Genomic DNA, 19,981 nt, shown 5'->3' on the forward strand with positions numbered 1-19,981 from the left:
CTATGTCCGGTACCGGTCCCGTCTGGTTCGATATTCTGCCCCGAATCGTCGGTATGGGCGAAGCCTCGGGCAACATCGTCCGCGAATCCGTCAAGGCCGGTGAACAATCGGGCAAGGGGTTCGCTGACGCTTTCGCTCAGATGGTTACCGGCTCGACGGGTGAAGTCACGGGCGCCGCTGAAGCGCAGATCAAGTCCCTGCAGGCGGTGCTCGAAAAATCGTCGATGCAAATCGCTGCAGCGAAAGACAAAGTCGCTGCAGCATCGGGCCGAGTGCTCGTCGCCGAAACGAAAGAGGCTGAGGCGCGCGCGAAGTACGCGGCCGAATCCTCTCAGGTCGTCGCAGCGTCTGTCCGCACCGAGGAAGCGAAGCGTCGTGAGGCTGCAGCGTCTGCTGCAGTCACAGCGGCCGTCGCCGACGAGACAGCAGCGCAGGAAGCTCTCGCAACTGCGCAGACACGGGTCGCCGAAACCTCGGTGACCTCTGGCGCGAAGCTCGGCAAGGCTGCCGGTCTCATGACGGCAGGTTACGTCGTCGCGATCGGCGCAGCAGTGAACGCTGCCGGTGACTTCGAGCAGACACAGGAACGTCTCGTCACGACGGCCGGTGAGTCTCGGGACAACCTCGACATGGTTTCCGAGGGAATCCTGAACATGGCCGGTCAGGTCGGCTATTCGGCCGGTGAGATGTCGAAAGGCATGTACACGATCGAATCGGCCGGCTACCACGGCGCCGACGGTCTGAAAGTCATGCAGGCAGCTGCACAGGGCGCACGCGCTGAAGGTGCTGATCTCACCGAGGTCACCGACGCCGTCACGACCGCCCTGCACGACTACCACCTAGAGGCCGATCAATCGGGTCTCATCACATCGAAGATGGTCACCGCAGTCGGTGAGGGCAAGACGACGTTCGGCGAGTTCGCATCGTCGCTGTCGTCCGTTCAGCCTCTCGCGGGTGCGGCCGGTATCTCGATCGACGATCTGTACGGATCTCTCGCGGCTATGACCGCGTCGGGCATGTCGGCAGACCAGGCAACACAGAACATGGCTGACGCGATCCGACACCTGATGTCGCCCACGCAGACGATGACTACAGAACTCGCGCAGCTCGGCATCAACTCAGCGGATCTCTCGGCGAACCTCGGGAAGAACGGCCTCGCGGGGTCGATGCAGGAAATCTCCGAGGCGATTCTGAAGCAGATGGACCCGTCGGGTAAGGCGCTGCTCGGCACATTCAACGAGTCGAAGCAGGCAACTGAAGCCGCTACCAAGATGTTTCAGAATCTGTCACCCGAGGTGCAGAAGGTGGCGGCACAGTACCGCGACGGCTCGATCACGTCGAAGCAGTGGACCTCGGCGATTCGAGGGATGACTCAGGAAAACAAGACTCAGGCCGGTCAGTGGGCGACCACGCAGGCAAAAACCGAGTCGTTCAACAACGCCCTGAAGTCGGGATCGACTGACGCGCAGACCTTTACGCAAGCTCTGTACAAGGCAACCGGCGACAGTGCATCACTCGGTGTCGCACTGATGCTCACGGGTGAGAACGCCGAGAAGACAAACGACAACATTGCCAACGTCGCCAACACGACGACCGAAGCCGACGGCTCGGTGAAGGGCTGGCACGACACACAGGAAACCTTCAATCAGAAGCTGAACGAATTCAAAGACGGCCTCGGTGCAATCGGCATCAAGATCGGAACTGACTTCCTTCCCGCGGTTTCCGACCTCATGGGTGGACTCGTCAGCGTCGGAACGTGGCTGACGGATAACAAGTGGGCGCTCGACGCAATCGTGATCTCGATCGGCGCCATCGCAACAGGATTCGTCGCATGGAAGATCGCAAGCGGCGTCATGGCGGTCATCAATATCAGCACGCTCGCCGCATCGGCAGCGATGGGAATGTTCGCCGTCGCAGAGGAAGGCGCAACGGTCGCAGCCGACGAGCTGGCTGTCGCTATGGCAGCTACGGGATTCTCCGAGATCGTCATCGGCATCACGGCGATCATCGTCGGACTGGCGGCACTCGTCGCGGGCGTCATGTACGCCTACAACCATTGGGCATGGTTCCACGACTCGGTTCAAGCCGTGTGGGAAACCATGAAGAGCTTCGGCTCATGGGTCGCCACGACCGCATCGAATATCTGGGAAAAGCTCACGCACGCCTTCGGCAACGTCGAGCATGCGATGGGCAATGTCGGGCATGCCTTCGGCAACGTCGGGCATGCCTTCGAGAACGTCGGTCACGCGATCGGCAACGTCCTCAATTTCATCGACAAACTGATTCGTGTTGTCACGGCCGTCATTCTTACGGTGCTGATCGCGCCGATCGTCATCGCCCTTCACCTGATGGGCGATACGTGGAACTGGCTGTACGAGCACGCAGTTAAGCCGGTCATCGACCTGATTAAGCTCGAGATTCAGGCGCTCGGCGTCGTCGTCCGGTGGATCAACGACGAGATCTTCCAGCCTGTTCTACATGCGATCGGCGATATCTGGAATTGGATATGGGCGGCAATCATTCAGCCCGTCATCGACCTGATCAAGCTGGAAATTCAAGGTCTGGGCATCGTCGTTCGCTGGCTGAACGACGAGATCTTCCAGCCGGTCATACACGCGATCGGTGACATCTGGAATTGGATATGGGATCATGTCATCTCGCCCGTGATCGAGTCGATCAAGTCCGGCATTCAGTCGTGGGGCGACAAGATGAATTGGATTCACGAGCATGTGATCCAACCCGTTTCCGACGGAATTCACACGGCGATGTCGAGCATCAGTGACGCCTTCAAAAACACTGTCGATTGGATCGAAAAGCAGTGGGGGCGTGTCGAAGGGATCGTCAAGACTCCCGCAAAGTTCATCATCGACACGGTCTATAACCAAGGGATCGCGCCGGTATGGAACGGGATAGCCGGTGTCTTCGGACTCGGCGACATCAAGACGGTCGACGTGTCGAACTGGGCTGGTGGCGGTATCTACTCCGGTCCCGGCATCATCCCCGGTTACGCGCCGGGGCAGGACACCGTCAACGCGAAACTGTCGCCGGGTGAGTCGGTTCTGACTCCCGAAGCGACACGCTTACTCGGTCCCGAGTTCATTCTCGGAATCAACGGCATGTCTGGTCGGCCGGGCGGCAACATCACCAACGGTATGCCGATACATGCATCCGGTGGATTCTTCGGTGACATCGGCAATGCCGTCTCGGGTGTGTGGTCGGACTTGAAAGACATCGGCAGTGTCATGGTCAAGATCCTCAAAGATCCTGCAGCTGCGCTGAAAGATCTCTTCTCGAACGCCACCGGACAGGCTGAAGGTTCGCCGGGCGATCCGTCGCTCTGGCGAACTGCATTGGTCGATGTTCCGGGAAAGTTCGTGGATTCTGCGATTGACAAAGTCAAGTCGTGGGTTACCGGTCATTCGGGTTCCGGTAGTAAGGGTTTCGGTATTCCATACGTCGGATCTCCGGATCTTGACGCCTGGATTATGGCGGCAATTGTTGATACGGGCGTCGATCCAGATCATTGGTCGCCTGGGCTGCATACGCTCATCGGTAGGGAATCGGGTGGAAACCCGAATGCCATCAACCTGACTGATAGCAACGCGCAGGCCGGGTACCCGTCGCAGGGTCTGATGCAGACGATTCCGCAGACCTTTGAGGCATACCGAGATCCGGGACTGCCGGACAACATCACGGACCCCGTGGCGAACATCGTCGCCGGAATCAACTACATCAAGGCCACCTACGGGGACATCTCGAATGTTCAACAGGCCGATGCGAATGCGGCCCCGATGGGCTACGCGGGCGGCGTCGTCAATTACGGCTTGTACGACGGCGGCGGCACGATCGTTCCCGGGACGACACTCGTGCAGAACGACACCGGACAAAACGAGTACACGCTCGATGCCGGGGCAACTCAAGCGCTGAAGACGATCGTCGCGGCGATCACCGGCAGCTCGCAAGGGATCTCCGATCAGGTGTCGTTCTCGCCGCCGAGCATGCAGGCGCCGGGAACGCAGGCGGTCGTCGATTCGGGCGGTGCGGCGACGATCACGAAGCCTCGCACGCTCGACGACGTGAACAACGAATATGCGGGCAAGTTCGCACAGTTCTTCCAGGACAACGCGAAGGACATATTCGGTTCTGCTGCAGCAGGGTTCGGTGGTCTGTTCATCAAGGACTACCACGACAACACGGGTCGTAACGGCCTGGAAAACGCGCGCAACATCGTTCGCGAAATGAATGCTCACGCGGGAAGCGGGTCACGATGACAGAACTCGCTCTGACGGCTGCTGCGTCCGTATGGGCGCAGCAGTCGCTGCTGCATGACGGCCTCTCGGTCGTCACGTGGGTCGGGTCGGATGGGGTGCGTTGGCCGCTTTCGGGTGGCCTCGCTCCCATCCCGCCCGCCTCGGGCGTACTGCTTCAGACAATCAAAGGACTCGGTGCGCCGTTCACGCACATCGACCAACAGGGCGCACATCAGGACGGTGTCGACTATCTCGACACTGCCTTCGACAAAGCAATGATCGACATGAAGATCAGCGTGCAGGCGTCCGACCCGAAGGGCTACCGGCGTACGTTCCGTCAGTGGCTCGCCGGATGGGACCCGCACAAGCAGGGCAAGCTGTCGTGGTACACGCAAGAGTGCGGCGAATGGTGGATCAAACTGCGTGCAGCGCAGGACGTATCCGATTCGCTGTCGGCCGGTGCAGTGTCTGCAGCGGAATTCAATTGGTCTGCACGCGCCGACTTTCCGTTCTGGTCTAGCTTCGACTCGACCTCGAAGACGTTCATCGCGTCGGCATCGACCGACCAAGGATTCCTGTCACTGTGGAATCGCGGCACCGAGGACGGTTGGCCCCGGTACATCTTGCAAGGTCCGGGGATCTTCACCTTCGGCGACAACGGCGGTCCCCGAGTCCTGAAAATGACTCTGCTCGCCGGTCAGAAGGTGCTGATGACATCACTCCCGAACCGTCGCACGGTTCGCGAGCTCAACACCAACACCAACCTGTATCCGAATCTCGTCGGCAGGTTCTCGACGCCCGTGCACGCGGGCAAAGAGGTTCACGTGCCGGTCACCATTACCGGCGCAACTCCCGGTGTCTCGTCGATCGCTGCTGCTCTCACACCGCTTCGGAGGTGGCCTGAATGACAACTCTTGCACCGGATCTCACCACAACCGACCCGTGGGAAGCGTTCGTACTCGCCGATCAATTGCTCGAAGAGGAAAAGAACGCGCTCGCGTTGCCTCTCTTCAACGTGACGATGTTCAACCCGATCTATGGTGCGATCGGCGAAGCGAACGACTACGTGTCGGCGACAGTGACGTTCAAGCGCAATGCAGTCGGCACAGGGACGCTCGTGTTTAAGGGTTCCGACGATCTCGCCAACTACGCGGCGCAGAACTGTAAAGACACCGTCGTCGGCATCACCGTCGAAGCGAACGGCACCCGATGGTCCGGCCGCGTCGACACTGCCGACGATGACACAGTCGACGGCGTCAACACGATTACGTTGCAACTCGTTTCGGACTGGAACTGGTTCAACAAGATCATGGTTTGGCCGACATGGTGGGCACCTATTCAATTCCAGCCGATCAAGGAAGCGATCTACATCGGACCGGCGAAGACGGTCATCCTGACCATGATCGCCGAGCAGCTGATCCGGCTGCAAACAGGCATGTGGGAACTCGTCAACAACATCACCGACCCGACAGCATGGTTCGGAACGATGCTACAGAAAGAGGGGCTACTCACCCCGTGTGCGATAGTGCCGCCCGACTGGCTGCACGACACATCGAAATGGGTCGCGATCACCGGTCGCATGGATTCCGTTGCGGCACTGACGCAGCAGATCCTGAAAGACGAAGGTCTCGTACTCTCTGCCGAACTCTGGCTACCCGGCGACCCGCAACCGGCACCGAATCACTACACGCTCACCGAACCGACGATCGTCATGGACGTCAAGGATTACTCGACGGTCGCAGGACTGACGGGCACATTCCTCGACGGCCTGATCCACGATGTCGTCGACATCGCCGACACGGTGATCGGTGAGATCGTCGGCGCGATCAATCACGCCGACTCAGGGTCGAACCTGACCCTGTCGAGTTTGCTCGGATTCGACTCGAAACCGTCGTGGGTACTGTTCGAGGACGGTCCGAAGTCGGGCATCCGCGAATCGCACCTTTCGGCGCATCATCCGTTGGCGTACACCGTGATCGGTGGCGGCAAGAGCCCCCAATGGGTGAACAAACTGATCGACCTCAGTGTGGAATATCTACTCTCCGCGATACTGACGGCGATCGGCGGCTCGGGCATCGCGAGCACGCTACTCGACGGAATGTTCGACGACATCGTTCTAGCGTTCCAACTCGTCGAGAACTATCCGAGACGCGCCAAACTGGGCCGGTTCGGGTACCCGGAGTTCTTCGCCGCGACCGGCTCGGCGGCATACACCGTCGACGAACTCATGGCACTCGAATCGGCGATGTGGGACTCACGCGGCTATCTGGCGTATTCGCTTGTCGTACAAGACGGTTACCCGTACTCGTATGGCCGTGACTACGTCATCGGATCGGCTGTGTCGTGGATCTACAAGGGCAAGTTGTACACCGACTACTGCACCGAGGCGACACTCGTCGACGACCGCACGAACCGCATCACCTGCACGCCGAAGATCGGCGACGGTTCGGCGCAAGAGTCCCCGTTCGCGAAGCTCGCCCGCAAAGAGCAGCAGTTCGCGAACGCATTCAAAGCCGCGTCAATGCGGTCGAACTGAGAGGCCCAAAGTGGCAACGTATCTCGTCAATACCGACGGCTCGATCACGTGGACCGGAACGGTCACGTTCTCGGGCGCAACCGATGCACTGGCGACGGGTGTCGCAACACTCACGCTCACACCCTCGGGCGGTGTCTCGTCGCTGCCCGCACTGGTGACCGGCGACCCCGGTCTGCCGCCTGTATTCCGAAACGTCACAGTCACCGAGGTCGCGGCCGGGGCGGCACTACCCGCCCCGGCCTGGACTCTCGTCTCACCCGGTGGCCCCGGTGTCGCATCGGTGTACGACCTGACGGTCTCGGTGCACGCCGGGGCGAAAGGCGATCCCGGCACGAACGCGTCGATCTCTGCCGCGTCCGACGTGTCGGGCACCCTCGCCGACGGCACGGTGCTCGTGTACAACGCGAGCACATCGAAGTGGGCGGTATCGGCGCCGAAACGAACCATCGGCCCGTACACGATCGCGTCAGCATCGTTCACCGCTTACTCGGGCACAGCAGCTCGGGCGCAACTCGCCGCGATGACGATGCCTGCGCAGCCGTGGGACTGGCGCCCTCGGGTCTCAGGTCACTTCTACGCGATCGGATCGGCGTCTGCGCACATCGACGCCGAAGTACGCATCGGCGATGCAGCGACGGGCGATCTCGTCGGGTACGGCCTGGGACTCACGTCCCCGACTGCCTTCCCGATCTCGATCGACCCGCACTTCGGTTCGGCTGTCCCGTCGAGCGCGACGTACGGCAAGGTCGCGGCCGGGGCGACGGCGACGATCACACTGTCGGCGGTGCGTACGACGGCGTCGATCGACGCATGGCAGACGCTCGCGGATAACGGTCAGTTCGTCGTCGAGATCGTCCCGGTCTGATGGCACTCGATCCCCGACTCATCAAGGGTTTCAGTACCGCGATCTTCGACACCGTCCTCGCGAATCTCGGTGACACCATTACCGGCGTCTCAGGTGGACTCATCAACCTGTCTGCGTGGTCGGCGAGCTTGCGTGCCGATGCGACTGCAGCGCTGAACAACGCTGCTGCAGCGACCGCGCAAGCCGTCACCGCACAGACCACGGCGTCGACCGCGTACGGCATCGCCACATCGGCGACGACGCTCGCGACGACAGCTCAGGCGACCGGCACGAATGCGCAAGCATCGGCCGACACGGCGGCGAGCCAAGCGGCGGCGAATGAGTCAGCGATCATCGCCGCACAGAATCAGCTGTCGACGACGGCGCTCGCACTCATCACGAAGGCGAACGCGTCCGATGTCCCGAAGAACGTGCCGTCGTGGTTCAGTCTGAATCCGCTCGAAGATGTGTCGTTTCCGCGCATGGACATCGACAACGCGATCGCCAACGTCAAAGTGGGAACTTACGCGGCGGCTGGCGGCGATTTGTTCGGCGGGGCACTGCAATCCGGTGCGGGTGGTCAGGACGGTTACGACACATACATGGGTTTCTATGCCGGTGGCACGTTCACGCCGGCCTCTGGCGCTCAACAGTTCGTTTTCATCAATGCCACCCGTGACCGGATTTACAACACGGTGGGCGTACTGACCGGTGTCGGTAGCGTTGCATCGCCTGCAGCGCTTTATATCTCAGTTTTCAAGATGGACAAAGACGCAACGACGGGACTGCCGAACGGGAACCTGACTCGGCTGTATCTCTCGCCCGATCAGTCGTCGCTCGTCACCTCGGCGGCGCAGGACGTACGAATCAACCTGCCGTCCGACATCGTTGCGAAGGCAGGCGATTGGTTCGCGGTGGGAATCCTTCAGGTCACTGCCGCAGGCAAGACACTGCGATCACTCAGCTGCAAGGTGACGAAGGCCCTGTCGGCAGTGCCCGGCCTCAACCCGTCGAAGCCTGTCATGACGATCACCGGCCTGACGAGCACGCCCTCGACGGTGGCGAAGGCTTCACTCGACACATCGTCGACGACGGTGCCGTGGGTATGCCTCGGTCAGACATCGGGTCTCGTCAAGGCTGACTATCCGGATCTGTTCGATCGCGCCGACGGTGCGACTCTCGGGCCGAACTGGGCGAACTACGGTCCCGGCACAATCGGCATCAAGTCGAATGATGCCGCACCGGGCGTCAACCCGCCGTCGACTGGGGGCGGGTCGACAAACGTGTGGCCTGAAGGTGCGATCTGGTCGACACCGCTCGCAACGGATTCGATGTCGGTCGCGTCGTCGCTGGCAGGTCTCACGAACCCGCAAGCCTCGTACCTCGTCGCGCGCTGTAACGGCGCGATGACGAGCTATGTCGCGGTCGGGATCGCGCCGAGCACACTGACGATCGTCACGGGTGCCGGTATCAACGACAGCGATCGAACCGTGAGGGCGACCCTGTCGACGACAATCCTGACCGGCGATCTGATCGACCTGCACGCCGTCGGCAACACATACACCGTCTACCAGAACGGCACACCCGTTCTCACGTGGACGGACAGCGGTGGCATCGTCCCCATCGGCGCATCGAACCGATACGCCGGAATGGTCATAAACGCCGTCTGCTACGACCCCAATTTCTTTAGGCCCTACCAATATTGGTCGTCGGTCTGGTTCCGCGACTGGGAAGCGAAGGATCTGTAATGACACTCTTCGGAATTGACATCTCCAACAACAACGGCCCGAATCTGAACCTCGCGCAGGTGAAGGCCGAAGACTTCGACTTCGTGTTCTGCAAGGTCACCGAAGGCTCGTACTTCCGAGATCAGACGTGGCCCGCCTACCGCGATGCCGCGAAGTCTGCAGGGCTGATCGTCGCCGGATACCACTACCTCACAACTGATCCCATCGACGCGCAGGCCGATCTCTTTCTCGACCAGCTCGGCGACCCGAACGGCGAAGTCGGCATCATGGTCGACTTCGAGATGAACGGTGGCGGGCAAGAAAACTACTGGGCATTCGTCCGAGCGATCAACGCCCGAGGCCGCGAAGTGAACCTGTCGTACGAACCTCGGTGGTACTGGCAACGCATCGGCTCGCCGCAGCTCGGCGACCTGCCCGGACTCATCCAATCGTCATACGTCAGCGGGGGCGGCTACGCATCGGCTCTCTACCCCGGCGATGACTCGACGTACTGGGCTGGCTTCGGCGGCGACAACGTCGACATTCTGCAGTTCTCCGACCAAGGCAGCGTTGCGGGAAATTCCCTCGACGTGAACGCATTCCGTGGCACACGCGACGAACTCGCCGCACTCGTGTACGGAAAAACTGAAGGGGCGAAAGTGGCTGTACCGGAAGAACAAACACCCGTTGCGACTGAGAAATTTGTCGCTGACTTCATCAAAGGCTTCGACGGTCCGATCTACGCGACCGCAGCTGCCGTCCTGAAAGAGCTGACCGGCTCGACGATCGTCGGCGAATTCCCCGGCTTCGAGAACGAACTCGGCGGTCGCACCGTCGTCGGTTTCCTCGGCGCCCTCGGCGAAAAGCTCGGCATCGAAGGCTGCCATGACCCGAAGGCTGGTGCCTGATGGTCAAGCTCGCACCCTACGCGAAAGCAGTATCGGCCGGGGTCGGCGAAGCCGTCACCGTCGGCACGGTAGCCGTGTCGCTTATCAGCCTCGCACCGCCCAACCTCAAGCCCGTCGCCGTGGCACTGTCCGGTCTCGTGTTTCTCCTCGGAATCCTGAAGACGTTTCACATCTGGCTCGTGAAGAACGAACCCGTCATCGAATCGGCTGCAGCGGCCGTCGACGAACTGATACCCGAGATCGAAGAGAGCATCGGAAAGCACGAACGTCTCAGTGTCGAACCGATCGGCGGTAGCAGCTCGACGACTGCGACTGTCGCGACCCCATCGCAAGGCGCAGGCTTCGTCCCCGGCCCGTTCTCCCAATCGACAGTATCTGCAGTGCAGTCAGCGATCACAGCGGCGACAGGCGTCGTATCCGACGCCGAGCGGGCAGGGGCAGAGGCGGCACGGGAGTGGCGTGGATGAGCGCACAGGACATCGCGTCAGAGATCGGTGCCGGAGTCCTCATCCTCGGCGCGCTCGTCGGCGCCTACACGGCACTTACAACGAGATGGAAGGCGATGCTCGACGCGCAACGTGAAGCTTTCGAGGCGATCACCCGGCCGATGCAGGATCGACTGCACGAGTTGGAATTACAGGTAGCTGAAGTGAAAATCGAAGCGCGTACCGAGCGGCATCAGAAGCTGTCTGCGTTCGAATACATTCGCCAACTCTTCACCTGGGGTCGAAGCCTCGACCCGGCCGCGATACCACCTCCACCACCACCCATCATCGCTCAAGAACTATGACAGGGGTCGAGTCGTGACTGATGTTCTGATCGTTCAAGACCTGATCGACTCACTCGGCCGGGCATATGTCTCACAAGGGCACTTCGTCGACTCGGCTGACCTTCCGGCGTGGCTCGCACGCGGCTACAGGCTCGACCTCGGCACAGCCGTCCCGAGGCAGATCGCGCCGTACATTCTCCCTGCCGGGGGAGTGCCCCGAAACGATCTGTCGGCCGACGTGCAAGCGACTCTCGCCGCTGCCGACCACAATGCAGCAGTGTCGGTCGTGTCGGTGGCCGGCCGAATCGGCGCCGTCACCCTTGCCGTCACCGATGTCGCCGGGGCGGCACCAACGGCGTCACCGACATTCACGGGTGTCGTCACGGTCCCCGGCCTGACATTGGCCGGTGCAACACCCGCGACGGGGCAGGTACTCACTGCCGACTCATCGGGTGTCGGACGGTGGGCATCGCCTGCAGCGGCGACGACCGTGACGTTCGGCGCCGTGCAGCTGGCGGGGGATCTCGGCGGCACCGCAGCAGCGCCGACCGTCCCCGGCCTCGCGAGTAAGGCGCCGACCGCATCGCCGACATTCACCGGCACAGCGACATTCGCAGTCGTGAAGGTGACGACGGGTGCAGCGGCCGGAAAGGTGCTCACGTCCGACTCGTCGGGTGTCGCGTCGTGGGCCAACCCGGCGACTGCGACATCGTCGACACCGGGCACCGTGCAGCTGGCGGGGGATCTCGGCGGCACAGCGACGGCACCGACCGTTCCCGCGCTCGCCACGAAGGCAGATCTCGTCGGCGGCATAATCCCGCAGGCGCAGCTGCCTGCGATCGCCGTGACTGACTTCCTCGGCGCACCCGCGACACAGACTGCGATGCTTGCGCTCGTCGGACAACGCGGCGATTGGTGCACGCGCACCGACAAAGGCACCGACTGGCAAGTCATCGCCGAACCATCATCGGTCCTCGCGAACTGGCGAGAGAAGACGTACCCGGCGAGTCCGGTGTCGAGCGTGGCGGGCCGCGTCGGTGCCGTCACTCTGTCCGTCGCCGACGTATCCGGCGCCGCGCCGACCGCATCGCCGACGTTCACGGGCGTCGTCACCACCCCGGCCGTGAAGGTCACAGGCGGCACACCCGCCGTGGGCAGTGTCCTCACCTCGGACGCTTCGGGCAATGGCACGTGGACCGCACCGGCTGCCGGAACCTCCGACGCCACCACGACATCGAAGGGCGTCGTGCAGCTGGCGGGCGACCTCGGCGGCACAGCAGCAGCGCCGACCGTTCCAGGCCTCGCGGGTAAAGCGCCGACCGCATCGCCGACATTCACGGGCGTAGTCACCACCCCGGCGGTGAAGGTCACGGGCGGTACACCGGCAGTCGGCAGTGTCCTCACCTCGGACGCTTCAGGAAACGGCACGTGGGCAGCACCTTCGTTAGCTGTGCCAGTCACAAGAATTCTCGCCTACACAAACGGCGGGCAAGGGGGGAACGGGGTCTTCACCACGCCCACATCGGGCACGATCACCCAACTCGGGCTACGGCACGTCGTTCACATTCCCGTCGCAACCAATCGCTGGCGAATCAAGATTCGGAACTACTCGACCTTTGACGCTGCAGCAGGCGCGCAGCCGCTCACGGGCCAAGGGATCATTTTCGGGGATCATGCGCCCGACTCGCTCGGACAAAACACGGGGAACTTCGCCGGAAGTACCGCGAGCACGATCGTTTCGGGCACATTCACGGTCCCTAACTCGACTTCGTTTTATGTCGGGCCGTGGGTCACCGATCCGGCACTGCAGTTCACTCCTACTCGGACCGCCGTCGTCGGTTGGGGATTCACGTGTACCGCACAAACGCTGACAGGTGGCGTGGGTGAAGTCTTCCAACTCTCCACCTCCGCAGCGGGCATTAACCCGGCAACCACGGGCGGCGCCTCCGGTTCAGGCTCCAGCTACAAAGGTTGCCCGGTCGACTTTCAGATCGAATACGAATCGACCTCGACGAAAGGCGCATGGCTGGTCATCGCGGATTCAATCGGGGAGGGCGGAACCGGCGTCAAAGGGACGAGCTATTCGACGACGTGCCGTCCATGTCCACCGCACCTCACCTACCCCGCACGATGGGCGGCGAGCGCAGGCACTTTGGTGCACAACATTGCACAGTTCAACACCACGACCGCCCAATGGGCTGCCACGTCGGACGACAGATGGACGCGAACGGACATGTCGAACGCGAATTTCACGGGCGCGATCATCGCCCTCGGATCAAACGACATGGCAAACGGTTCAGGTGTTTCACTCGCGACATATCAAACGAACATGGCAACAATCGTTGCGAAGGTCCGCACGATCATCGGGTCGACGGCACCGATCTACGGCGTCAACGTCATGGGCCGAGTGTCGCTCGGTACCGCGAATCAGACACTGAGGCAGGCATACAACGATTGGTTGGGGTCAGTGCCACTCGGAATGACGGACGTAATCGACATGGATTCGGCGATGACGAACGCTGGAACGTACACACTCGATGCCAACCTGACGATGGACGGCGTGCACCCGTCGTACACGGGCATTAGCGCTATGGCGTCGAAGCTCCGATCGGTGATCCAAACCTGACCGACCGACGGCGCAAATAGATTCCCCCACACTCATTCGTGAGTGTGGGGGAATTTTCTCGTTTACGGGGTAAGAACAGGCGCCCCACCTTCCTGCGAGTGACCAGCGAGCCGATGGGCGCCTGTCCTGCGACTCACCCGAACCGTTCGCCGCGCACTGTTCATACCTCGGCGGCGACGGCGCCAAACATCAGTCAGCCGAGAGCGGCTCGGTTCACTTCCTTGCAGAACTCTTGAACCGTGCGTACGTGCGAATCCGAGTACCCGGCGAGCACTGTGCCGTCGGCGAGCGTCACCGTCACGACATAGCCTTTCGAGTTCGGCATGCCGACGATCGCCGCGACGGGGCCAACCGGCAAAACGATCGCCCCGGCCCTCGCGCGCGCAACTGGCACGTAGGTCGCATGAGCGCCGCGCACGTCATGCACAGTCGGGCGCATGTAGTCAGCTTTTTGCTCGGCAGTGACCAGCACGGCATAGTCGGGCGAAGCGGCCGATCGGTGCGTCGTCAGCACGCCGTCTGTGATGCGTAGGCCGGTCACTCGGCGGTTCCGGCTGACCGCTTTCACATTGCTGAAGAATCCCATCGCACCATCATCGCACCGCGCCGACCGTGTGACCAGGGGAGACCTGACCATGTGTATTGCGGATTAAGCAGTAGAGCCAGCCCATCACGAAGCCGGCCCACTCGCCGATCCCCAGGCGCGCGTAGTGAGAGAAGGAACCGCTCGCCGGGATCGCAGCTCCCATCTCACCGAGCATGCGCATCACGAACACCACGACGGCGCCCGCAAGGATGTAGGAGATCAGGACGGCCGGGCCGGCCTTGGCGATACCGACGCCGGTTCCGAGGAACAGGCCGGCGCCGATGGCCGAGCCCAGGCCCATCATCGTCAGATGGCGGACCTTGAGACCGTGGCCGAGAGCAGTGGTTGTTCCGTCGGAGACGTCGGTGTCAGTCATCAGTCGTTGGCGTGCAAAGCAGCGTTCAGTTCGACGCCGGTGCCCTTCCACGGCACGACCTCGACGGCACCCGAGACCGAGTTACGACGGAAGAGAAGGTTCGACTTGCCGCTGAGTTCCTTGGCCTTGACGACGGTGCCGTCCGGGCCGGTGACCTTGGTGCCCGCGGTGACATAGAGGCCCGCTTCGAGGACGCAGTCGTCGCCGAGCGAAATGCCGAGGCCGGCGTTTGCGCCGAGGAGGCAGCGCTTGCCGAGGGAGATGGTTTCCTTGCCGCCGCCGGAGAGGGTGCCCATGATCGAGGCGCCGCCGCCAACATCGGATCCGTCGTCGACGACGACGCCCGCGGAGATGCGGCCTTCGACCATGGAGTTACCGAGGGTGCCGGCGTTGAAGTTGACGAAGCCTTCGTGCATGACGGTCGTTCCGCTGGCGAGGTGCGCACCGAGTCGGACACGGTCCGCGTCACCGATACGCACTCCGGACGGCACGACGTAGTCGACCATGCGGGGGAACTTGTCGACGCTGAACACGGTCACGACGCCGCGGATGCGCAGACGTGAGCGAACTTGCTCGAAGCCTTCGACGGCGCACGGGCCGAAGTTGGTCCACACGACGTTGCTGAGCAGGCCGAACTGGCCGTCGAGGTTGACGCCGTGGGGTGCGACGAGACGGTGCGAGAGGAGGTGGAGGCGCAGGTAGACGTCGTGTGCGTCGACCGGTGCCTTGGAGAGATCGGCGATGGTGGTGCGGACGACGACCTGCGAGACCTCGCGAGCGTCGTCAGTGCCTGCCAGCAGTGCAAGATCGGAAGGAATGTCTGTTCCCTCGACGTTCTCGGTACCGGTCTTGTCGAATGTTCCCAGCTCCGGTGCCGGGAACCAGGTGTCGAGGACGGTTCCGTCCGCGGTCACGTTGGCGATACCTACTGCTGTTGCTCCCTGTGCGCTCACGGGACTAGAGATTACTGGGTGGTGGGTGCACCGGCCTAGGCTGGTGCGTGTGAGCATCCTCGATCTTGCTTCGGACCCCATCGACTTGACGGCCGCCCTGGTCGACATCCCCAGCGTCTCGCACGACGAATCCGTCATCGCGCAGGCCGTCGAGGATGCGCTGCGTGAGCAGACTTCGGGCTTCGAGATCATCCGCAACGGCAATGCCGTGTTGGCGCGTACGTCGCGTGGTTTGCCCAGTCGCGTCATGCTCGCCGGACATCTGGATACGGTGCCCATCGCGGACAACGTTCCTTCGCGGCGTGACGGCGACATCCTGCACGGCTGCGGGACCGTCGACATGAAGTCGGGCGATGCGGTCTTTCTGCACCTGGCGGCCACCATCGAGAACCTGGCCCACGATCTGACCCTGGTTTTCTACGACTGCGAAGAGATCGCCGCAACCTTCAACGGCCTGGGACGGATCGAACGCGAGATCCCGGAATGGCTCGCGGCCGACGTCGCAATTCTCGGTGAGCCGACGGCCGGTTTCATCGAGGCCGGGTGCCAGGGCACGATGCGGGTTCGGTTGACGGCTTCGGGAACTCGCGCACATTCGGCCAGGTCCTGGCTGGGGGACAACGCCATTCACAAGTTCGGCGGTGCGTTGGAGCGGTTGTCGAGTTACCAGCCGCGCTCGGTCGACATCGACGGTTGCGGCTACCGCGAAGGTTTGTCGGCGGTGCGGATTTCTGGCGGGGTCGCCGGAAACGTCGTCCCGGACGAAGCCGAGATGGACGTCAACTTCCGATTCGCGCCCGATCGCAGCGAGGCGCAAGCCGAGGCGCATGTGCGCGAAGTGTTCGACGGTCTGGGCCTCGGATTCGAGGTCACCGACTCCTCACCCGGCGCGCTGCCTGGCTTGGCGAACCCGTCCGCTGCCGCCCTGATCGAGGCGGCCGGTGGTCAGTTCCGCGCGAAGTACGGGTGGACCGACGTGTCCAGGTTCTCGGCGCTCGGCATTCCTGCCGTGAACTACGGACCGGGTGATCCGAACCTCGCACACAAGCGCGACGAGCACGTTCCGGTGCAGCAGATCACCGACGTCGCGGCCGTGCTGAGGAAGTATCTGTCGGCCTGACCGTTAGCCTTGCCGCATGGCACCAGAGAAGAATTCGGCTTCGAAGAAGCAGAGCTCGTCGATCAAGCACCGCGGGCCCGTTCAGCTTCGACGCAAGCGCAAAGACGAGAAGACCACGACCGATCAGCGCTTGCTCGACAAGCGCGGACCCACGGACTGGGTACACACCGATCCGTGGCGTGTGCTGCGTATCCAGAGCGAATTCATCGAAGGTTTCGGCGCACTCGCCGAGGTTCCGCGTGCGGTGACAGTGTTCGGTTCGGCACGCACCACGGTCGATCATCCCGAGTACCAATCCGGCCGTGAGCTGGGAACGGCGTTGGCCGAAGCCGGATACGCCGTCATCACCGGCGGTGGACCGGGAGTCATGGAAGCTGCCAACCGCGGTTGCAGCGAGGCCGGCGGATACTCGATCGGTCTCGGCATCGAGCTGCCGTTCGAGCAGGGTCTCAACGAGTGGGTGGATCTCGGAATCAACTTCCGGTACTTCTTCGCACGCAAGACGATGTTCGTGAAGTACTCCCAGGCATTCATCTGCCTGCCGGGTGGCTTCGGAACACTCGACGAGCTGTTCGAGGCACTGACCCTGGTGCAGACCCACAAGGTCACGCGCTTCCCGATCGTCCTGTTCGGTACCGAGTACTGGTCCGGACTCGTCGACTGGATTCGCGGCACCCTCGAGCGTGACGGCAAGATTTCCGAGGGCGACGTGAACTTGCTGCACGTCACCGACAGTGTGGAAGAAGCAGTACGAATCGTCCTCAACGCCGACAAGGGCGTCGACGAGGCCGCAGATCTGGGGAAAGAAGAAGAATGGTGACCGATTCCGACAAGAAGTACTCGATCTGCGTCTACTGCGCGTCGGGTCCGGTGGACGAATCGTTCCTGGCATTGGCTGCCGAGGTGGGAACCGCGATCGGTCGACGCGGATGGCAGTTGGTCTCGGGCGGTGGCAACGTCTCGATGATGGGCGCTGTCGCCGAGTCCGCTCGCGCGGCGGGCGCCTGGACCGTCGGCGTCATTCCGAAGGCCCTGGTGCACAAGGAAGTAGCCGACGTCGATGCCGACGAGCTGATCGTCACGGACACCATGCGCGAGCGCAAGAAGCTGATGGAAGATCACGCCGACGCGTTCATCACGCTGCCGGGCGGAATCGGGACGCTGGAGGAGCTGTTCGAGACGTGGACCGCCGGCTACCTCGGAATGCACGAGAAGCCAGTGGTGATGCTCGATCCCGTCGGGCACTTCACCGGCCTGCTCGAGTGGTTGAACAAGCTCGACGGGACCGGCTTCGTCGGGCGTCAGGCTTTGGACACTCTGTTGGTGCGGACGGACGTCGAGGCTGCGCTCGACGCGTGCGTCAGATCCTGATCAGACGCCTGCGTGAAACCCTGACCTGGGGCATGGCGGGCTTTATTACCGTGCAGTAAGGTGGCCGCAGACTGGGCGGCCGAATGGGCGCCGGATACGTGTTAGGGGAGCCATGAGTTCGGAAGCCCGTTCGACCGTCGGCCTGCTGGATCTGGCGGCAAAACTGCCGTCGATGATCACCGAGGTGCCGATCCTGGCGCGGGGGGCCGCCGGGCTCACCCGCAAGCCTTCGGCCAAGGAATCGATCGGGTTGATCTTCCAGAAGGCCGCGCACGCGCACCCGTCGCGCCCGTTCATCCGGTTCGAGGGCCACGCGACCAGTTACGCGGAGGCCAACGAACTGGTGAACCGCTACGCCGACGTCCTCCGCGGACGAGGAGTCGATCGCGGAGACGTCGTCGGAGTGCTGGCAAAGAACACCCCCGAAGCCCTGCTGATCGCGTTGGCCGCCGTCAAACTCGGCGCGGCTGCGGGCATGTTGAACTACAACCAGCGCGACGACGTTCTGGCACACAGCCTTACGCTGCTCGACGCGCGCGTCCTGGTGGTCGCCGACGAGTGCGAAGAGGCCCTCGAATCCTTGCCGGCGGGGTTTACCGGACCGAAGCAACTTCTCGTCAGTGAACTCGCGGATCTGGCGAAGACGGCTGATGCCGCCAACCCCGCGGTCACCGCCGAGGTGCTCGCGAAGGAGAAGGCGTTCTACATCTTCACCTCGGGTACCACGGGAATGCCCAAGGCCAGCTTGATGACTCACTTCCGTTGGCTGAAGTCGATGTCGGGCCTCGGGTTGATGGGCGTGCGCTTGCGCGGCTCGGACACTCTGTACTGCTGCCTGCCGCTCTACCACAACAACGCGTTGACGGTCTCGTTGTCCTCGGTGCTCGCGTCCGGTGCGACAATCGCGATCGGACGTCAGTTCTCCGCCTCGCGGTTCTGGGACGACATCGCACTCAACAAGGCGACCGCGTTCACCTACATCGGCGAACTGTGCCGCTATCTGCTCAACCAACCGGTCAAGCCGACCGACAGCGACAATGCTGTTCGGCTGATGGTGGGTAACGGTCTGCGCCCGGAGATCTGGGCCGAATTCACCCAGCGCTTCGGCATTCCCCGCGTCGCCGAGTTCTACGGTGCGAGCGAATGCAACATCGCGTTCGTCAACGCACTCAACGTCGACAAGACGGCCGGCATCTGTCCGTTGCCGCACGCCGTCGTGGAGTTCGACGAGGACACCGGAAAAGCGTTGCGTGGAGCCGACGGTCGCCTTCGCAAGGTGTCCACGGGTCAGGTCGGGCTCCTGCTGTCGAAGGTCACCGACCGAGCGCCTTTCGACGGTTACACCGACGAAGCCGCGAGCAACAGCAAGCTGGTGCGCGGCGGATTCAAGGACGACGACACCTGGTTCGATACCGGAGACCTGGTGCGCAAGCAGGGATGGGGCCACGTCGCCTTCGTCGACCGTCTCGGCGACACCTTCCGTTGGAAGGGCGAGAACGTTGCCACCACGGAGGTCGAGGGCGCGCTGAGTTCGCACCCGGCCGTCGAGGAAGCAGTTGTCTACGGCGTCGAGATCCCGGGCACCGACGGTCGCGCGGGAATGGCGGCGGTCAAGCTGCGGGACGGGCAGAGCTTCGAGGGAAGCGAAGTTGCAGCTCACCTCTACGGCAAGCTCCCCAACTACGCGGTCCCGCTGTTCATCCGCATCGTCGACTCACTCGAACACACCAGCACTTTCAAGTCGCGCAAGGTGGAATTGCGCAACGAGGGTTACGACGTCGGCGCCGACACTCTGCACGTTCTCGAAGGCCGCGAGGGTGGTTACGTGGACTCGTACGACGAATACGTCGGAAAGGTCGCGGCGGGCTCGGTACCCAAGGGCTAGACCGAGTTCCGTCATGCCAGTATGAGTGGC

Annotated in this window: 15 protein-coding genes and 1 pseudogene; 13 read left to right on the forward strand and 3 right to left on the reverse strand. The window is 62.5% G+C overall.

From position 1 onward, the window contains the following. Positions 1 to 2 precede the first annotated feature (2 nt). Genes ACKAMS_RS24880 through ACKAMS_RS24920 form a run of 9 tightly spaced genes read left to right on the forward strand, consistent with a single transcriptional unit; the run spans position 3 to position 13,660 of the window. The gene (locus ACKAMS_RS24880) at positions 3 to 4,271 is read left to right on the forward strand and encodes a phage tail tape measure protein (RefSeq protein WP_408989720.1); all 4,269 of its coding nucleotides are present in this window, start codon (positions 3 to 5) and stop codon (positions 4,269 to 4,271) included. After that, positions 4,268 to 5,158 (forward strand): hypothetical protein, encoded by an 891-nt coding sequence (locus ACKAMS_RS24885; RefSeq protein ID WP_408989721.1) that lies wholly within the window; start codon positions 4,268 to 4,270, stop codon positions 5,156 to 5,158. Before ACKAMS_RS24880 ends, ACKAMS_RS24885 begins: the two co-directional genes overlap by 4 nt. Next, on the forward strand, positions 5,155 to 6,786 hold the full coding sequence (locus ACKAMS_RS24890; protein WP_408989722.1) for a hypothetical protein: 1,632 nt from the start codon (positions 5,155 to 5,157) through the stop codon (positions 6,784 to 6,786). The genes ACKAMS_RS24885 and ACKAMS_RS24890 overlap by 4 nt, the downstream gene beginning before the upstream one ends. Before the next feature lie 10 nt (positions 6,787 to 6,796). Beyond that, entirely contained in the window at positions 6,797 to 7,651 is an 855-nt protein-coding gene (locus ACKAMS_RS24895) for a hypothetical protein (protein WP_408989723.1), read from the forward strand. After that, positions 7,651 to 9,378, forward strand: a complete 1,728-nt coding sequence (locus tag ACKAMS_RS24900; RefSeq protein ID WP_408989724.1) for a hypothetical protein — start codon at positions 7,651 to 7,653, stop codon at positions 9,376 to 9,378. Before ACKAMS_RS24895 ends, ACKAMS_RS24900 begins: the two co-directional genes overlap by 1 nt. Continuing rightward, a complete protein-coding gene (locus ACKAMS_RS24905; RefSeq protein ID WP_408989725.1) occupies positions 9,378 to 10,265 on the forward strand; it encodes a glycoside hydrolase family 25 protein in 888 nt (295 codons plus the stop codon). Before ACKAMS_RS24900 ends, ACKAMS_RS24905 begins: the two co-directional genes overlap by 1 nt. After that, entirely contained in the window at positions 10,265 to 10,732 is a 468-nt protein-coding gene (locus tag ACKAMS_RS24910; RefSeq protein ID WP_408989726.1) for a hypothetical protein, read from the forward strand. The genes ACKAMS_RS24905 and ACKAMS_RS24910 overlap by 1 nt, the downstream gene beginning before the upstream one ends. After that, positions 10,729 to 11,055: a hypothetical protein gene (locus tag ACKAMS_RS24915; RefSeq protein WP_408989727.1), complete on the forward strand. Its 327-nt coding sequence runs from the start codon at positions 10,729 to 10,731 to the stop codon at positions 11,053 to 11,055. Before ACKAMS_RS24910 ends, ACKAMS_RS24915 begins: the two co-directional genes overlap by 4 nt. Positions 11,056 to 11,068: 13 nt before the next feature. Then, positions 11,069 to 13,660: a hypothetical protein gene (locus ACKAMS_RS24920; protein WP_408989728.1), complete on the forward strand. Its 2,592-nt coding sequence runs from the start codon at positions 11,069 to 11,071 to the stop codon at positions 13,658 to 13,660. Positions 13,661 to 13,853: 193 nt separating this feature from the next. Here ACKAMS_RS24920 and ACKAMS_RS24925 read toward each other — a convergent pair whose 3' ends face one another. The 3 genes and pseudogenes from ACKAMS_RS24925 to dapD all read right to left on the reverse strand — a co-directional run bounded on the left by ACKAMS_RS24925 (position 13,854) and on the right by dapD (position 15,575). Further along, positions 13,854 to 14,246 carry a hypothetical protein gene (locus tag ACKAMS_RS24925; protein ID WP_408989729.1) on the reverse strand — a complete coding sequence of 131 codons (393 nt, stop codon included), beginning with the start codon at positions 14,244 to 14,246 and terminating at the stop codon, positions 13,854 to 13,856. Between the two features lie 70 nt (positions 14,247 to 14,316). Further along, a pseudogene (locus ACKAMS_RS24930) lies at positions 14,317 to 14,622 on the reverse strand (amino acid permease); the annotation flags it as partial. Further along, entirely contained in the window at positions 14,622 to 15,575 is a 954-nt protein-coding gene (dapD, locus tag ACKAMS_RS24935; protein ID WP_019749368.1) for a 2,3,4,5-tetrahydropyridine-2,6-dicarboxylate N-succinyltransferase, read from the reverse strand. The pseudogene ACKAMS_RS24930 and the gene dapD, both read right to left, overlap by 1 nt. A gap of 49 nt (positions 15,576 to 15,624) precedes the next feature. Between dapD and dapE the strand changes: the two genes are divergently transcribed. From dapE to ACKAMS_RS24955, 4 genes are all read left to right on the forward strand, one after another. Beyond that, positions 15,625 to 16,695 carry a succinyl-diaminopimelate desuccinylase gene (gene dapE / locus ACKAMS_RS24940; protein WP_179154702.1) on the forward strand — a complete coding sequence of 357 codons (1,071 nt, stop codon included), beginning with the start codon at positions 15,625 to 15,627 and terminating at the stop codon, positions 16,693 to 16,695. 16 nt (positions 16,696 to 16,711) lie between these two features. Next, positions 16,712 to 17,515 carry a TIGR00730 family Rossman fold protein gene (locus ACKAMS_RS24945; protein WP_003945176.1) on the forward strand — a complete coding sequence of 268 codons (804 nt, stop codon included), beginning with the start codon at positions 16,712 to 16,714 and terminating at the stop codon, positions 17,513 to 17,515. Continuing rightward, the gene (locus tag ACKAMS_RS24950; RefSeq protein WP_020908470.1) at positions 17,509 to 18,066 is read left to right on the forward strand and encodes a TIGR00730 family Rossman fold protein; all 558 of its coding nucleotides are present in this window, start codon (positions 17,509 to 17,511) and stop codon (positions 18,064 to 18,066) included. The genes ACKAMS_RS24945 and ACKAMS_RS24950 overlap by 7 nt, the downstream gene beginning before the upstream one ends. A 112-nt stretch (positions 18,067 to 18,178) precedes the next feature. Beyond that, positions 18,179 to 19,951, forward strand: a complete 1,773-nt coding sequence (locus tag ACKAMS_RS24955) for a long-chain-acyl-CoA synthetase (protein ID WP_019749365.1) — start codon at positions 18,179 to 18,181, stop codon at positions 19,949 to 19,951. Positions 19,952 to 19,981 lie beyond the last annotated feature (30 nt).

It is taken from the genome of Rhodococcus sp. 5A-K4, from assembly GCF_046097995.1.
GTDB lineage: Bacteria > Actinomycetota > Actinomycetes > Mycobacteriales > Mycobacteriaceae > Rhodococcus_F > Rhodococcus_F erythropolis.

What these genes read in the sequence shown, in the direction of transcription:
- ACKAMS_RS24955 (WP_019749365.1), top strand. Translation starts at nt 18,179, where the DNA reads ATGAGTTCGGAAGCCCGTTCGACCGTCGGCCTGCTGGATCTGGCGGCA.
- ACKAMS_RS24910 (WP_408989726.1), top strand. Translation starts at nt 10,265, where the DNA reads ATGGTCAAGCTCGCACCCTACGCGAAAGCAGTATCGGCCGGGGTCGGC.
- ACKAMS_RS24905 (WP_408989725.1), top strand. Translation starts at nt 9,378, where the DNA reads ATGACACTCTTCGGAATTGACATCTCCAACAACAACGGCCCGAATCTG.
- ACKAMS_RS24950 (WP_020908470.1), top strand. Translation starts at nt 17,509, where the DNA reads ATGGTGACCGATTCCGACAAGAAGTACTCGATCTGCGTCTACTGCGCG.
- ACKAMS_RS24945 (WP_003945176.1), top strand. Translation starts at nt 16,712, where the DNA reads ATGGCACCAGAGAAGAATTCGGCTTCGAAGAAGCAGAGCTCGTCGATC.
- ACKAMS_RS24925 (WP_408989729.1), bottom strand. Translation starts at nt 14,246, where the DNA reads ATGGGATTCTTCAGCAATGTGAAAGCGGTCAGCCGGAACCGCCGAGTG.
- ACKAMS_RS24880 (WP_408989720.1), top strand. Translation starts at nt 3, where the DNA reads ATGTCCGGTACCGGTCCCGTCTGGTTCGATATTCTGCCCCGAATCGTC.
- ACKAMS_RS24915 (WP_408989727.1), top strand. Translation starts at nt 10,729, where the DNA reads ATGAGCGCACAGGACATCGCGTCAGAGATCGGTGCCGGAGTCCTCATC.
- ACKAMS_RS24885 (WP_408989721.1), top strand. Translation starts at nt 4,268, where the DNA reads ATGACAGAACTCGCTCTGACGGCTGCTGCGTCCGTATGGGCGCAGCAG.
- ACKAMS_RS24900 (WP_408989724.1), top strand. Translation starts at nt 7,651, where the DNA reads ATGGCACTCGATCCCCGACTCATCAAGGGTTTCAGTACCGCGATCTTC.
- ACKAMS_RS24890 (WP_408989722.1), top strand. Translation starts at nt 5,155, where the DNA reads ATGACAACTCTTGCACCGGATCTCACCACAACCGACCCGTGGGAAGCG.